Source organism: Sphingobium agrisoli, assembly GCF_041877245.1.
In the GTDB taxonomy this organism is placed as follows: Bacteria; Pseudomonadota; Alphaproteobacteria; order Sphingomonadales; family Sphingomonadaceae; genus Sphingobium.
Window position 1 is genome coordinate 132,831 of record NZ_JBHDJI010000007.1, and the last position, 13,592, is coordinate 146,422.

Genomic DNA, 13,592 nt, shown 5'->3' on the forward strand with positions numbered 1-13,592 from the left:
CGGACATGGCCGGATTGGCGCTGACAGTCGAAGAGACGGCGAACGGGGCGGCGGGCAGAACCGAAGCGGCCCGCGCAGCGCTCGCCGACATGCTCAAACCGCGCTCGATCGCGATCGTGGGCGCCAGCGCCGACGCCGGGACCATCCGGGGGCGGCTGCTCGATTACCTCATTCAGCGGGATTATGGCGGGACGCTTTACCTCGTCAGCCCGAGCCAGGCCGAGATCCGCGGCCGGAAGACCTACCCGAGCCTCTCGGATATCGCAGAGCCGATCGACCTCGTCCTGATCGCAACCCGCGCCGACGTCACTCTCTCAATCGTCGAGGAATGCGCCCGCATCGGCGCGCGCTTCGCGATCTGCTTCAGCTCGGGCTTTGCCGAAGCCGGAGAGGAAGGCGAAGCGGCGCAGCGCCGGCTCGGCGAGATCGCGGCCGGCAGCGGCCTGCGTGTCTGCGGCCCCAACACGGCTGGCTTCTTCAATGTGCGTGACGCGATCCCCGCGACATTCGCCCGCAATGTCGACGGCAGCCGCGCGCCCATCGCCAGCGGGCGCGAGGGTCCGGGCACCGTAACCGTGGTCGCCCAAAGCGGGGGCCTCGGCTATGCGATGAGCGATCGTTGCCGGGCCGAACACGGGCTCGGCGTCAATTTCGTGATCAGCACGGGCAATGAGGCCGATCTTGGCACGCTCGATTTCGTCGATCATATCGTGGACGACGCAGGCACCAAGGCGATCCTGCTGCTTGTCGAAGCCCTGAAGGACACCCATCGGCTGCCGGCCATCGCAGCGCGCGCGCGCGCCGCGGGCAAGCCGATCATCGTCAGCAAGTTCGGCCGCACCGAGGCGGGCAGCCGCGCGATCAATTCGCATGCTGGGCGCCTCACCGGTTCGAGCGATGCCTATGACGCCGCCTTCGCGCGCTACGGGCTGATTTCGAGCGACGACGAGAATGAGATGGCGGACCTCGCCGCTGCCTTTTCGCTCTTCCCGCTGCCGCATGGCAATCGGGTCGCGATCATGACGACTTCGGGCGGCGCGGGGGTCTGGATGGCCGACGCGTGCGAAGCCGCGGGACTGGCTGTTCCGATCCTCGACGATGCGACGCAGGGCGAGCTTGCCAAATATGTCCCAAGCTACGGAGCGACTCACAATCCGGTCGATCTCACCGCCCAGGTGACCGTCAACCCGCTGGGCGACGCCGGGGAGAGCCCGCTCGTTGCCTCGCTCGCGGCGCTTCACGACGGCGAAGCGATCGATGCGGTCATCCTGATCGCCAATATGTCCGACGGCAATGTGCTGGCGCGCGAGAAGGCGGGGCTCTCCGCGCTGGCCGCGCGCCTTCGCAAGCCCGTTTTCCTCTACTCGCACGCCCCGGCCTCGCCGAAGAGCCTGGAACTTGCACAGGAAATCGGGCTCAGCGTGTTCGCGAGCACGCGGCGCGTTGCCCGGACGCTTGGCGCGATGGTGCGCTACGCGGAGGCGCGCGGCGCATTGGCGGCTGCCGATCCGCTTCCTGCCCCGGCGCTCGCACCCGCCGACGTCGCTGCACTCGCCGGCGGACTCTCCGAATATAAAGCCAAGGCCCTGCTCGCCCGCCAAGGCCTGCCCGGCGGCGATGATGTGCTGGCACGCTCGGCGGACGAGGCGGTGGAGGCAGCGAAAGCCATTGCCGCGCCCGTGGCGCTCAAGATCCAGTCCGACGCGATACAGCACAAGACCGAGGTCGGCGGCGTCGCCTTGGGGCTCGAGGGCGAGGCGGCGGTCCGCGCCAGCTTCGAGCAGATGATCGCCTCGGTCACCGCGAAGCGGCCCGACGCGGTCCTCGACGGAATTCTCGTCCAGAAGATGCTCAAGCCGGGCACCGAGTTCGCGCTCGGCATCGTGCGCGATCCCGACTTCGGACCGATGATGATGGCGGGGCTGGGCGGCGTCTATATCGAGGTGCTCAAGGATGTGACGATCGAGCCGCTGCCGGTGCGCCGCGATACCGCGCTCGCGATGCTTCGCCGCCTCCAGGCCTGGCCGGTGCTCGACGGCGCGCGGGGCCGCGCGCCGCTCGACGTCGACGCCCTCACCCACGCGATGGAGCAATTGTCGTTGCTGGTCGAAGGATCGGGCGACGCGGTTCGCGAAATCGATCTCAACCCGGTTTTCGTCTATCCACGGGGCGAGGGCATCGCGATCGCCGATGCGCTGGTGGTCGGGCGTGACGAACCGATGACCGGGGAGGCGCATTGATGAGCGGCCCCCTCTCCGGTGTCACCGTGCTCGAACTCATCCAGAAGGGGCCGGGCGCATTTGTGACGATGATGCTCGCCGACATGGGTGCCGACGTCATCAAGGTGGAAACGCCCTCGCGCGCCAAGGAATCGGGCTCGGGCGGTTCGGCGAAGAAGGGCGATCCGGCCCAGCAGGTTGCCAATATCGGCAACCGGGGCAAGCGGAGCATCGTCCTCGACCTGAAGCAGGAAAAGGGTCGCGCGGCGCTGGCGCGCCTCGCCGAGAGCGCCGACGTGCTGGTCGAAGGCTTCCGCCCCGGCGTCACCGCGCGCCTTGGAGCGGACTATGACATTCTTGCCGCCCTCAATCCACGGCTCGTATATTGTTCGCTGAGCGGCTACGGACAGGACGGTCCCTATCGCGACCTTCCCGGTCACGACAATAATTTCATCGGCTTTGCCGGGATTCAGGATCTCGTCGGCGCCGAGGGCGGTCCGCCGATCGTGCCGCCCAATCTCATTGCCGACTTTGGCGGGGCCGCAATGCACGCGGTCTCCGGGATCAGCATGGCGCTCTACGCGCGCGAGCGCACCGGCCGCGGCCAGCATGTCGACATCGCCTATCTCGACTGCGCCCTTTCGCTGCTCTCATCGACCCGCCCGGTACGCGACTTCGTCAGCAAGGGACGGGTTGCCGAGCGCGGCACCGGGGCGCTCGGCGGCAGCTTCGCCTACTACCGTCTCTATGAGACTGCCGGAGGCGGCTGGCTCAGCATCGGCTGCGTCGAGCCCTGGCTATGGGCCAATCTCTGCACCGCGCTCGGGCGCGATGATCTTGCCGATGGCGGCCCGCGTCCCGAGGATTTCACGGGCAAGCCGAGCGCACGCCAGCGCGCGGTCGGCACCGAACTCGAGCAGATTTTCCGCTCCCGCCCGCGCGATGACTGGTTCGATCTGCTCAGCGCTGCCAATGTCTGCGTGGGCAAGGTTTATACGATAGCCGAGATTTTCGACGACCCGCAGCTGCGCCACCGCGGCATGGTGAGCGAGGTCGACCACCCGGAACTGGGCCCGGTCAGACAGGTCGGCACAGCGATCAAGCTGTCCGATACACCGGGCGGTGTTCGCGGCTTTGCCCCATGGAAGGGCGAGCATAGCGATACGGTGCTCCAATCGGCGGGCTATTCGCCCGAAGAGATCGCGGCGCTGCGCAGCGAAGGGGTGATCTGATGGAGGCGTGCGCGGGCCTCCGGATTGTCGAGGCGAGTCAAGGTCTCGGCGCGGCGGCGTTCACCGGTCAGCTCTTTGCGGGCCTCGGTGCGACGGTCGAGCTTTTCGACCATGCGCCGGCGGCCGACCGCGAGAGCGAGCTCTATCTGCATTCGCTTCTGCATCGCGGCAAAACGCAGCCGGCTGACCCTTCGCTCGATGCAGCGATCGAATCCGCCGATATCGTGATCATCGATCGCTCGATCAAATCGCTTCCCGCCGTGCTGCTCGACGCCGCCGCGTTCGAGGCCCGGTGGCCGGGAAAGATCCTCTGCGCGATCAGTCTCTACGGCGCCGGCAATGAGCGCTCGGACTGGATGGGCAACGAGCTGGTGACCGAGGCCGCGAGCGCCCTGATGGCGTGCAACGGCTATCCCGAGCGGCCGCCGGTCGCGAGCGGGCTGCCCTATGCGCTGCATACGAGCGCGCTGTTCGCATTCGGCGCGGTGATGACCGCGCTCAGGGAGCGCGAAGGTTCGGGGCGCGGCCAGTCGATCGATCTGTCCCTCGTCGACTGCGTAACGGCGATCCTCGGCAATTTCCTTCCGAGCTATTTCCTGAGTGGCAAGGAGCCGAAGCGGATCGGCAACCGGCACACCATCGCGGCGCCCTGGAACCTCTATCCCGCGAGCGACGGCGCCGTGGTCATCTGCACCGGGACCGGGGGAACCGGCTGGTGGGCGAAAGTCATGGCGGTGATCGACCGGCCCGAGCTCATCGACGACCCACGCTATGCGACCGAGGCGGACCGCGTTCGAAACGTCGAGGAAGTCGACGCCATCATGGCGGCATGGACGAGCGAGCGGACGATGAAGGATATCGTCGAGCAGATGAACGCGCGCGCCATTCCCGCCGGAGAGATCAGCACGATCGAAATGGTGCTCGACGACCCGCATTTCCGCGATCTGCGAGAGATGGTGATCGACCAGGGCGGGCCCGCGCCGCCTGCGGCTGGCAACCCGCTCAAGGTCGGGAGCTGGGACTCCCCGAAAGCCGCAAGCGTCGGCGCGCGGCGGCGCAGCCCCGCAAGGCCGGGCGAGCCCCCCCTCGCCGGTATCCGCATCCTCGAATTCGCATCGCGTACCAGCGTTCCGCTCGCAGGCCGCCTCATGCGCGACTTCGGCGCCGATGTCGTGAAGATCGAGCCGGTCAAGGGCGATGCCCTGCGCGGCGCGGGCCAGCAGATCGCCGGATCGAGCTATCTCTTCCATATCAACAACGCCGGCAAGCGCAGCGTGATGATCGACCCCACGACTAGCGCAGGCCGCGATCTCATCCTCAAACTGGCCGCCGAGGCCGATGTGTTCGTGGAGAATCTCGCGCCTGGTAGCGTCGAGAAGATGGGCCTCGGGGCAGAGGCCATGCACGCGGTCAATCCCGGGCTCGTCTATTGCTCGGTAAGCGGCTTCGGGGCCCGCTCGGCCTATGGCGGCAAGCGGGCGCTCGACACCGTCGTGCAGGCGGCCGCGGGCCTTATGCACATGACCGGCTATCCCGATCATAAGGCCGTCAAGCTCGGCATTTCGGCCGTCGACCTGACGACGGCGACAGCCGCCTATGCCGCGATCCTCGCCGGTCTGCGCCAACGCGACCGAACAGGTTCGGGACTGCGCATCGATCTTGCCATGGCCGACGTCGGCGTCTGGATGACTCAGGCCGCCTGGCCGCAGCTGATCTGCGAGGGCACGCACCCGATCCGGCTCGGCAACCGTATCGCCAACGCGGCGCCGCACGATATTTTCGAAGCCGCCGACGGCCAGTATGTCGCGATCGCCGTGCTCGACGATGCCCAATGGCGCGCGTTCGCAGCGCTTGTCGGCGACGACGCGCTCCTGGACCCGGGCCTTAGCATGAGCGCCGCGCGCGCCGCCGACATCGACCAGATCCATGTTGCTGTTTCCGATTGGGCCCGCTCGCAGGACGCCGGGACCATCGCGAGCCGGTGCCAGGCTGCGGGCATCGCCGCCTCCGTCGTTCGCGGTCTCGGCGCTCTTGTCGACGATCCACTGGTCGCCGAGCGCGCGATGATCGTCGAGATCGAGGCCACAGGGGGCGAGAGGCTCCGGCTGCTCGGCAACCCGGCGAAGCTGTCACGCACCCCTCCAAGGCTCGCGGGCCCGGCCCCCATGCTCGGCGCGGACGGCGATGACGTTCTCCGTGAATGGCTGGCCATGGGCGTGGAAGAGATCACGGCGCTGGCCGCCGACAAGATCATCCTGGCGCAGCGCGCCGACGATTTAGCGGGAGTTTGAAAATGGGGCGCGAACTTAAAGGGCCGACCGGCCTTTTCTTCGAGGATCTGGAGGTCGGAGACACGGCAAAGACCATGTCGCGCACCATCACCGAAGCCGACATCGTCAATTTCATGGGGCTCTCCGGCGTGTTCGAAGAGCTGCACATGAGCACCGAATATATAAAGGAACACAGCATGTTCGGCCAGCGCGTCTCGCCCGGACCGCTGACCTTCATCATCGCCGAGGGGCTCGCGATCCAGCTCGGGCTCATCCACCATACGGGCATGGCGCTGCTCGGCATCGACAATATGCGCTGGCCTGCTCCCACCTTCTGCAACGACACCGTGCATGTCGTGCTCGAGGTGCTGTCGAAACGCGAATCCGCCTCGAAGGCCGACCGCGGGATCGTCAATTTCCGGCACACCGTGCGCAAGCAGACCGGCGAGGATGTCCTCGTCATGGACAAGGTCCGTCTGATGCGCCGCCGCCCCGCCTGACCCCCGATATCCGGCACCAGCCGGGACCATGAAGGAATGATCGTATGACTGGAGAAACACGGACGCTCGCCAATTGGGCCGATGGACTGACGCTGGACCAGGTGCCCGACGAAATGCGCGGCATCGCGATCGACCTGCTTGTCGATCAGATCGGCATCCAGATCGGCTGCGCGCACCTGCCCTGGGCAAAAGGCGTTCGCGACGCCTACAAGGCATCGGGCGGCGCGGGGGAAGCATCGACCATCGTCTATGGCGACAAGCTCCCCGTCTTCAACGCGACGTTCATCAACTCGGTATTCGGACACAGCTTCGAATATGACGACGCCAATCCGCTCATCCACGGCCACATCGGCGGTGAGTTGATCCCCCCCCTGCTCGCGCTCAGCGAACGCGATCATCTGTCCGGTCGTGACTTCCTGACCGCGCTTATCACCGGCTATGAAGTGCGCGGTCGCGTCGGCTGGGCCGTCTCGCCGACGATGCTTGAACGCGGCGGCCCGCAATATTCGACGACCTGCGGCCCTTTCGGCACCGCAGCGGCGGTCAGCAAGCTGCTGGGATATGGCGCCGAAGGCCTCCACAATGCCCTTGCCGTCGCCGGGACTTTTTCGGGCGGTCTGATGCAGTATGACCAGGGCGGCGGATCGGTTAAGCGCATGTTTACCGCTGTCGCGGCGGTGGGTGGCCTCCAGGCGGCGATGCTGGCCAAGGCCGGGATCACCGGCCCCGAGGAAATTCTCGAGGGCGCGCGCGGCCTCCTCAAAATCTATCCCGACGAATATACGCCCGGTCCGCTGACCAGCGATCTTGGAGATTTCTGGACGCTCCAGCACGTCCTCTTCAAACCCTATTGCTGTTGCGCGATCGTTCATCCGGCGATCGACGCCATCCGGAACGTGATGACCGCGCATGACATCAAGCCCGACGATATCGAGGCGATCGAAGTCGGCTATCCCAAGGGTTCGCATCACCACGCGGCGATCACCGACCCGAAAGACATTCTGGGCATGCAGTTCAGCACCGCCTTCTCGCTGGCGTCCACGGTGCTCACCGGCAAGAATACTCCCGCTGCCTACACCATGGAAGCGATTGCCGACCCCGCCATGCGCGCGATGGCGGCCCGCGTAACGCTGACGAACGAGAAGGAGCTAGACGAGCTCTTCGTCGGCCACATGCCGGCGCGGGTGACGGTGACCACCAAATCCGGGGCGAAGCATGACGATCTCGTCATCGATGCGAAGGGCTCCCCGGCGAAGCGACTGACATCCGACGAAGTCGATGAGAAGTTCCGCTCGATGGTCGTCGATGTCATGGGCCGCGATCGGGCCGATGCCATCATTGCGGCACTCCGGTCGGTGGTCGATGCGCCCGACATGGCGGACATCGCCAGGCTGCTCGTGAAATGACAAGCGTGCAACCGGGGATGATCGAGCCGGCGCGTGAGACCTATCCGCCGCTCGCCTGCAAGATCCTGGGCGAGGGTCCGAACGTCGTGCTTCTGCACGGCGGTACGGGATCGTGGACGCACTGGACCCGCAACATCTCGGCGCTGCGGTCTCAGTTCAGGGTTCACGCCTTCGACCTCCCCGGTTGCGGCGACTCGCCGGACTTTCCTTCCAGCTGGTCGGACGACGATTATATCGCCTGGGTCGCCGACGCGATCCTCGCGACGTGCGATGGCACGCTGCAACTCGTCGGCTTCTCGTTCGGGGGCAGCGTCGCCGCCGCGGTGGCGCCGCTGCTCGAAGATCGCCTCACCGCCCTCAGTCTCGTGGCGCCGGGAAGCTTCGGCAAGCCAGCGCCGCGCGATGTCACGGTAAAGCCCATGCGCCCGCGCGACGACCTCGAGATCGACGAGCGCGCCAATGCGCGTCACAACCTTGGTCAGATCATGTTCGCCGACATTGCGTCGGCCGACGACGCGACCATCGATCTCCAGATCGACAATGTGCGTCGTGCGCGGTTTCCATCACGGCGTATCAGCTGGCAGGACCGGATCGAGACCGACCTTGCGACGCTGGACTGCCCGATCCAGTTCATCTGGGGGCTCGGCGACCGGATGGCGACACCGTCTCCGTCAGACCGCGCGAAGCGCATGCGTATCGCCAAGCCCGCCGCCCGCATCGATCTCATCGAGGGAGGCGGCCACTGGATTCAATATGAACGTCCCGAGGCGTTCAACGCGGCGCTGATGTCGTTCCTGACGGAGGATTCACGGTCATGACCTACCAGACAATCAAGGTCGAACAGGATGGACCGGCGCTGGTCGTGCAGTTCGACAGACCAAAGCAGCGCAACGCGCTCAGTCTGCAACTCGTCGACGAGGTCATGGACGCTGTCGCTGCGGCCGATAGCGACGCTTCTGTCAGCGCGATCATCCTGACAGGCGGCGAGAAGGGCTTTGCGGCGGGCGCCGATCTCACCGAAGCGATCAAGGTCAAATCCGCTCAGGACGGGATGACATTCTTCGGGAAATGGCACAAATTCTGTGAGGCGCTCGAACACAGCGCCAAGCCGGTGATCGCAGCGGTCGAAGGCTATTGCTACACGGCGGGCTTCGAGCTCGCGCTTGCCTGCGACCTCAGGATTGCGAGCCGCTCGTCGACCTGGTGCATCACCAGCGCGCGGATCGGCACAGTCGCCGGCGCGGGCGGAACGCAGCGGCTGCCCCGGATCGTCGGTCGCGCCCATGCCCTCGAAATCCTTTTCGCGGCCGAGCCGATCGACGCCGAACATGCGTACCGCATCGGCCTCGTCAACCGCCTGGTGGACGATGGATCGGCGCTGGCCGAGGCCAAGAAACTCGCCGCGCTCTATGCCACCCGCGCGCCCCTCAGCCTCGCCCTCTCCAAACGCGCGGTCTACCGCGGCATGGATCTCGATCTGGCATCGAGCCTCGAATTCGAGACCTTCCTCGTGACGACGATCTACGGAACCGAGGACAAGCAGGAAGGCATTTCGGCGTTCCTCGAAAAACGGCCTGCATCGTTCAAGGGAAAATGAAGAAACGGGGCCGACGCATCGCGCGGCGGCTCGGCTGCAACAAGGAAAATAACGATGGATTTCAACCTGACCAGCGAACAGCAGATGTTCCAGGATTCGGTGCGGGCGTTCGCCGAGCGCGAACTCAAGCCCGGCGCGCACGCCCGTGCCCATTCGACCGATTATCCCTATGATGCCGCCAGGAAGCTGGCCCAGCAAGGCCTGCTCGGGATCACGATCCCCGAGGAAAAGGGCGGTCAGGGCGGCAGCCTCTTTGACGCGGTGCTCGCTATCGAACAGATCGCCCTCGCCTGCCCCCGATCGGCCGATGTCATCCAGGCCGGCAATTTCGGCGCGGTGCGGGTCTTTGCCGAGTTCGCGAGCGATGCTCTGCTCGAGCGTCATCTGCCGGGGATACTCAGCGGCGACACGATCATGTCGGTTTGCATGACCGAGCCCGGCGCGGGTTCAGCCGCGACCGAACTGACGACGACCGCCACCCCCGACGGCGACGGCTACCGGATCAACGGATCCAAGATTTTCACGACGCACGGCATGCACGCCCACCTCTTCCTCGTCTATGTCCGCTTCGGTCCCGGACTCGACGGCATCGGTTCGGTTCTTGTCGAGCGCAACGCCGAGGGCATGCGCTTTGGCCAGGGTTCGGAATTCATGTCGGACGAGGAGTGGACGACATTCTTCTTCGACAATGTCTATATTCCCAAGGAGAATGTGCTGCTTGGCGCCGGCGGCTTCAAGAAGCAGATCTCGGCCTTCAATATCGAGCGGCTCGGCAATACCTCGCGCGCACTGGCGCTCGGCGAATATGCCTTTCGCACCGCCCGTGAATATGCGCTCGACCGCAAGCAGTTCGGCCGCCCGCTCTGCGAATTCCAGGGTCTTCAATGGAAATTCGCCGACATGCGCATGCAGCTGGATGCGGCGCGCCTCCTTCTCTACCGGGCCTCGGTCAACGCCGACCGCGGCCTGCCCAGTGCGTCGGAGACCGCAATCGCCAAGGCCTTCTGCAACCAGGCCGGGTTCAACGCTGCCAACGAATCGATCCAGATCATGGGCGGCATGGGCTATTCGAAGGAATCGCTTGTCGAATATTGCTTCCGCCGCACTCGCGGCTGGATGATCGCGGGCGGCTCCATCGAAATGATGAAAAACCGCATCGCCGAGGAAGTTTTCGAGCGGCGCTTCTCGCAGCGCCCGCCCAAGGCGGCTTGAGGGAGAGCATCATGGATCTTCTCGACACTCCGCGCCTTGCCCTTGTCACCGGTGCCGTGGAGGGCGGCATCGGGTTCCGCGTGGCTGAGCGGCTTGCAGCCGAAGGCGCGCGGCTTGCCCTCGTCGACATCAACGCCTCCGCGATCGCGGCCACCGCGAAGAAACTGGCGGACGAAACCGGCCTGGAGGTGCGCGGATACACTGCCGACATCGCCGATCCGGAGAGCGTCGCGGCGATGGCCGATGCGGTTCGCTCCGAAATGGGATCGCCCGAAATCCTGATCAATTGCGCGGCAATCGTTTCGGACAAGCTCTTCCTTGAATCCGACTTCGCCGACTGGACGCGCATGACCGAAATTTGCCTCTACGGGCCGATGAACCTCATCAGGCAATTCGCGCCCGCGATGGTCGAACGGAAATATGGCCGCATCATCTGTCTCGCATCGGATTCGGCGCGACTTGGTCAGGCGCGCCTCTCCTATTACGCCGCGGCGAAGGCTGGGGTCATCGCGCTCTGCAAGTCGGTTGCGCAGGAACTCGGGCCATCGTCGGTGACTGTCAATGTCGTGTCTCCCGGCGCGACCAACACCTCGCTCCGCCAGGCGCGTGAAGAAAGCCTGCTCGCTCAGATGGGGCCTGAAAATTACGCCAAGCGCGAGCAGAAGGTGCTGAAGATGTACCCCCTCCGCCGCATCGGCGTTCCCGATGATATCGCCTCGATGATCGCCTACGTTGCCAGCGACCGGGCCTCCTGGGTTACCGGGCAGGTCGTTAGCGTCAATGGCGGATTTGCGATGCCCTGACCCTTTGGGTCTTCAAGGAAACTGACATGAGCAACGTCCATATCATCGGCGCGGGCATGACCCCCCTCGGCAAGCATCTCGACAAATCGGTAAAGCAGCTGACGGCCGCGGCCGTCGACGCGGCGCTGGCCGATGCCGGCATCGGGGAGGACGCCGTGGAGGCGGCCTGGTTTTGCAACACGCGCCAAGGCGCCCTTGAGGGACAGCATGGGGTTCGCGGCCAGGCGTCGCTGCGCGCCTACGGGTTCGAGGGCATTCCGATCTTCAATACCGACAATGCTTGCGCAAGCTCCAGCTCGGGGCTGTATCAAGCGTTTGCAGCGGTGAAGTCCGGGCTTCACGAGATCGCGATCGTCGTCGGCGCCGAAAAGATGAACTATCCCGAAAAGCGCAAGGAGATGTTCGAAGCCTTCAAGGGCAGCTGGGATCGCGAACTGGCAGACGATCATATCGCGCGGCTTCTCGCGACCGGCGAGGCGTTGCCCCTGCCCCCCGAGGCGGGCGAGCCGAGCGCCGAGCGATCGGTGTTCATGGATATCTATGCGGCGCAGGCCCGCGCGCACATGGCGCGCTTCGGCACCACGCAGCGCCAGATCGCGGCCGTCGCCGCCAAGAACCACACGCATTCGGTCAAGAACCCGGTCGCCCAGTACCGCTTCCCGATGACCGTCGAGGAGGTGCTCGCCGACAGGCAGATCATCTGGCCCGTCACCCGCGCCATGTGTGCGCCGATGAGCGACGGCGCCGCCGCGCTGGTCGTCGCATCCGACGCCGCGGTCGCCCGCCTCGGCCTTGCCCCGCGCGCGGTCAGGGTTCGCGGAATGGGCGTCAGCAGCAGTACGAACCGGACGGCCGATCAATATGACCGTCATCTAACCCGTATCGCGGCGGAGCGCTGCTACGCGATGGCCGGCGTCGGGCCCGAGGACATCAACGTTGCCGAGCTTCATGACGCCTCCGCGATCGCCGAGATACTGCACAGCGAAAATGTCGGCTTCTGCGCCTATGGCGACGGAGGCGCGCTCGTGGAAAGCGGTGCAACCACGCTCGGCGGCCGGCTCCCGATCAATGTCTCGGGAGGCCTCCTGTCGAAAGGTCATCCGATCGGCGCCACGGGCGCCATCCAGATCGTCGAGCTCGTTACCCAGCTGCGCGGCGAGGCGGGCGAGCGTCAGGTCGAGGGGGCACGCTTCGCCCTCGCGGAGAATGGCGGCGGCTTCCATGGTCTCGAAGAGGCTGCGTGCGTCGTCACGCTGCTGGAGCGGCCGCACTGACCGGCGGCGCGCCCGACAATCACCTCGGCGGCGGCACAGACGATATGGGACGTCCGGCTGTCGCGCGGGTTTCGCGCTAATTCAGCGCATTCGCGCGCGCAGACCGCGCCCTGGATCGCGCTCGTCGCCGCCACGTTCGTGCCGCGGCGGCTGGGCCGCCAGAGGGCTGCATTTTCCGCTCCGATAGCGGCAGCCGATATCGCCCTTGTGGTTATCTATCCGACCGTCCCTCAGACCCCGGCATCAAGGCGTTCGGCATGCCAGGCGAGATGCTCGTCCATGAACGTCGAGATGAAATAATAGCTGTGGTCATAGCCTGGTTGGAGCCGCAGCGTCAGGTCGATATTCGCCTTGGCGCAGGCCTCCTTCAAAAGGTCGGGACGAAGCTGATCGGCCAGGAAATTGTCGGCCTCTCCCTGGTCGACGAGAATGGCCGGAACGGAAGCTCCATCCTCGATGAGTGCGACGGCATCGTGCTTGCGCCAAGCCTGCGGGTCGGCGCCGAGATAGCCCGTTAGCGCTTTCACGCCCCACGGCACCTGCGCCGGCGCGACGATCGGAGCAAAGGCGGATACCGATCGGAACCGCTCGGGATAGGTAAGTGCGATCGTCAGCGCCCCATGACCGCCCATGGAATGTCCCATCACCGCCTGGCGACCCATATCGGCGGGGAAATGGGCGCCGACTAACTGAGGCAGTTCCTCCGTCACATAGCTCCACATTCTGTAATGTTTCGCGAACGGGTCTTGGGTTGCATCGACATAGAATCCCGCGCCGAGGCCGAAATCATAGGCTCCGCCGGCATCGTCCGCGACACCCTCTCCGCGAGGACTGGTGTCCGGCGCGACGAAAATCAGCCCCAGCTCGGAGCATCTGCGCCGAAACTCACCTTTTTCGGTGACATTGGCGTGGGTGCAGGTCAGGCCGGAAAGATACCAGACGACCGGAAGCTTCGCGCCCGGCGCGTGCGGCGGCACAAAGACGGAAAAGGTCATCTCCGTCCCCGTTTCGCGGGAAGCATGTTTATAGACGCCCTGGACGCCGCCATGGGAAAGCGCCTGCGTCACGGTTTCCATGCC

The 13,592-nt window shown here is 65.5% G+C and carries 11 protein-coding genes; 10 read left to right on the forward strand and 1 reads right to left on the reverse strand.

Annotation, left to right across the window (positions count from 1 at the left end; translation table 11 throughout):
• The first annotated feature begins 5 nt into the window (after positions 1-5).
• The 10 genes from ACETPF_RS12895 to ACETPF_RS12940 are packed head-to-tail and all read left to right on the forward strand — an operon-like array spanning position 6 to position 12,513.
• Positions 6-2,240, forward strand: coding sequence for an acetate--CoA ligase family protein (locus ACETPF_RS12895; RefSeq protein ID WP_373934903.1), 2,235 nt, complete (start codon positions 6-8; stop codon positions 2,238-2,240).
• Positions 2,240-3,451 carry a CaiB/BaiF CoA transferase family protein gene (locus ACETPF_RS12900; protein WP_373934904.1) on the forward strand — a complete coding sequence of 404 codons (1,212 nt, stop codon included), beginning with the start codon at positions 2,240-2,242 and terminating at the stop codon, positions 3,449-3,451. The genes ACETPF_RS12895 and ACETPF_RS12900 overlap by 1 nt, the downstream gene beginning before the upstream one ends.
• The gene (locus tag ACETPF_RS12905) at positions 3,451-5,742 is read left to right on the forward strand and encodes a CaiB/BaiF CoA transferase family protein (protein WP_373934905.1); all 2,292 of its coding nucleotides are present in this window, start codon (positions 3,451-3,453) and stop codon (positions 5,740-5,742) included. Before ACETPF_RS12900 ends, ACETPF_RS12905 begins: the two co-directional genes overlap by 1 nt.
• 2 nt (positions 5,743-5,744) lie before the next feature.
• A complete protein-coding gene (locus tag ACETPF_RS12910; protein WP_373934907.1) occupies positions 5,745-6,221 on the forward strand; it encodes a MaoC/PaaZ C-terminal domain-containing protein in 477 nt (158 codons plus the stop codon).
• A 44-nt stretch (positions 6,222-6,265) separates the two neighbouring features.
• On the forward strand, positions 6,266-7,627 hold the full coding sequence (locus ACETPF_RS12915; protein ID WP_373934909.1) for an MmgE/PrpD family protein: 1,362 nt from the start codon (positions 6,266-6,268) through the stop codon (positions 7,625-7,627).
• The gene (locus tag ACETPF_RS12920) at positions 7,624-8,445 is read left to right on the forward strand and encodes an alpha/beta fold hydrolase (RefSeq protein ID WP_373934910.1); all 822 of its coding nucleotides are present in this window, start codon (positions 7,624-7,626) and stop codon (positions 8,443-8,445) included. Before ACETPF_RS12915 ends, ACETPF_RS12920 begins: the two co-directional genes overlap by 4 nt.
• Positions 8,442-9,224, forward strand: a complete 783-nt coding sequence (locus ACETPF_RS12925) for an enoyl-CoA hydratase/isomerase family protein (protein WP_373934911.1) — start codon at positions 8,442-8,444, stop codon at positions 9,222-9,224. Before ACETPF_RS12920 ends, ACETPF_RS12925 begins: the two co-directional genes overlap by 4 nt.
• Positions 9,225-9,278: 54 nt before the next feature.
• Positions 9,279-10,436, forward strand: coding sequence for an acyl-CoA dehydrogenase family protein (locus tag ACETPF_RS12930; protein ID WP_373934912.1), 1,158 nt, complete (start codon positions 9,279-9,281; stop codon positions 10,434-10,436).
• An 11-nt stretch (positions 10,437-10,447) separates the two neighbouring features.
• Positions 10,448-11,239, forward strand: coding sequence for an SDR family NAD(P)-dependent oxidoreductase (locus ACETPF_RS12935; RefSeq protein ID WP_373934913.1), 792 nt, complete (start codon positions 10,448-10,450; stop codon positions 11,237-11,239).
• 26 nt (positions 11,240-11,265) lie between these two features.
• Positions 11,266-12,513 carry a thiolase family protein gene (locus ACETPF_RS12940; protein ID WP_373934914.1) on the forward strand — a complete coding sequence of 416 codons (1,248 nt, stop codon included), beginning with the start codon at positions 11,266-11,268 and terminating at the stop codon, positions 12,511-12,513.
• 230 nt (positions 12,514-12,743) lie between these two features.
• Here ACETPF_RS12940 and fghA read toward each other — a convergent pair whose 3' ends face one another.
• Entirely contained in the window at positions 12,744-13,589 is an 846-nt protein-coding gene (gene fghA, locus ACETPF_RS12945; RefSeq protein ID WP_373934915.1) for an S-formylglutathione hydrolase, read from the reverse strand.
• Between the last annotated feature and the right edge of the window lie 3 nt (positions 13,590-13,592).

What these genes read in the sequence shown, in the direction of transcription:
- ACETPF_RS12935 (WP_373934913.1), top strand. Translation starts at nt 10,448, where the DNA reads ATGGATCTTCTCGACACTCCGCGCCTTGCCCTTGTCACCGGTGCCGTG.
- ACETPF_RS12900 (WP_373934904.1), top strand. Translation starts at nt 2,240, where the DNA reads ATGAGCGGCCCCCTCTCCGGTGTCACCGTGCTCGAACTCATCCAGAAG.
- ACETPF_RS12905 (WP_373934905.1), top strand. Translation starts at nt 3,451, where the DNA reads ATGGAGGCGTGCGCGGGCCTCCGGATTGTCGAGGCGAGTCAAGGTCTC.
- ACETPF_RS12895 (WP_373934903.1), top strand. Translation starts at nt 6, where the DNA reads ATGGCCGGATTGGCGCTGACAGTCGAAGAGACGGCGAACGGGGCGGCG.
- ACETPF_RS12925 (WP_373934911.1), top strand. Translation starts at nt 8,442, where the DNA reads ATGACCTACCAGACAATCAAGGTCGAACAGGATGGACCGGCGCTGGTC.
- ACETPF_RS12910 (WP_373934907.1), top strand. Translation starts at nt 5,745, where the DNA reads ATGGGGCGCGAACTTAAAGGGCCGACCGGCCTTTTCTTCGAGGATCTG.
- ACETPF_RS12920 (WP_373934910.1), top strand. Translation starts at nt 7,624, where the DNA reads ATGACAAGCGTGCAACCGGGGATGATCGAGCCGGCGCGTGAGACCTAT.
- ACETPF_RS12915 (WP_373934909.1), top strand. Translation starts at nt 6,266, where the DNA reads ATGACTGGAGAAACACGGACGCTCGCCAATTGGGCCGATGGACTGACG.
- ACETPF_RS12940 (WP_373934914.1), top strand. Translation starts at nt 11,266, where the DNA reads ATGAGCAACGTCCATATCATCGGCGCGGGCATGACCCCCCTCGGCAAG.
- fghA (WP_373934915.1), bottom strand. Translation starts at nt 13,589, where the DNA reads ATGGAAACCGTGACGCAGGCGCTTTCCCATGGCGGCGTCCAGGGCGTC.
- ACETPF_RS12930 (WP_373934912.1), top strand. Translation starts at nt 9,279, where the DNA reads ATGGATTTCAACCTGACCAGCGAACAGCAGATGTTCCAGGATTCGGTG.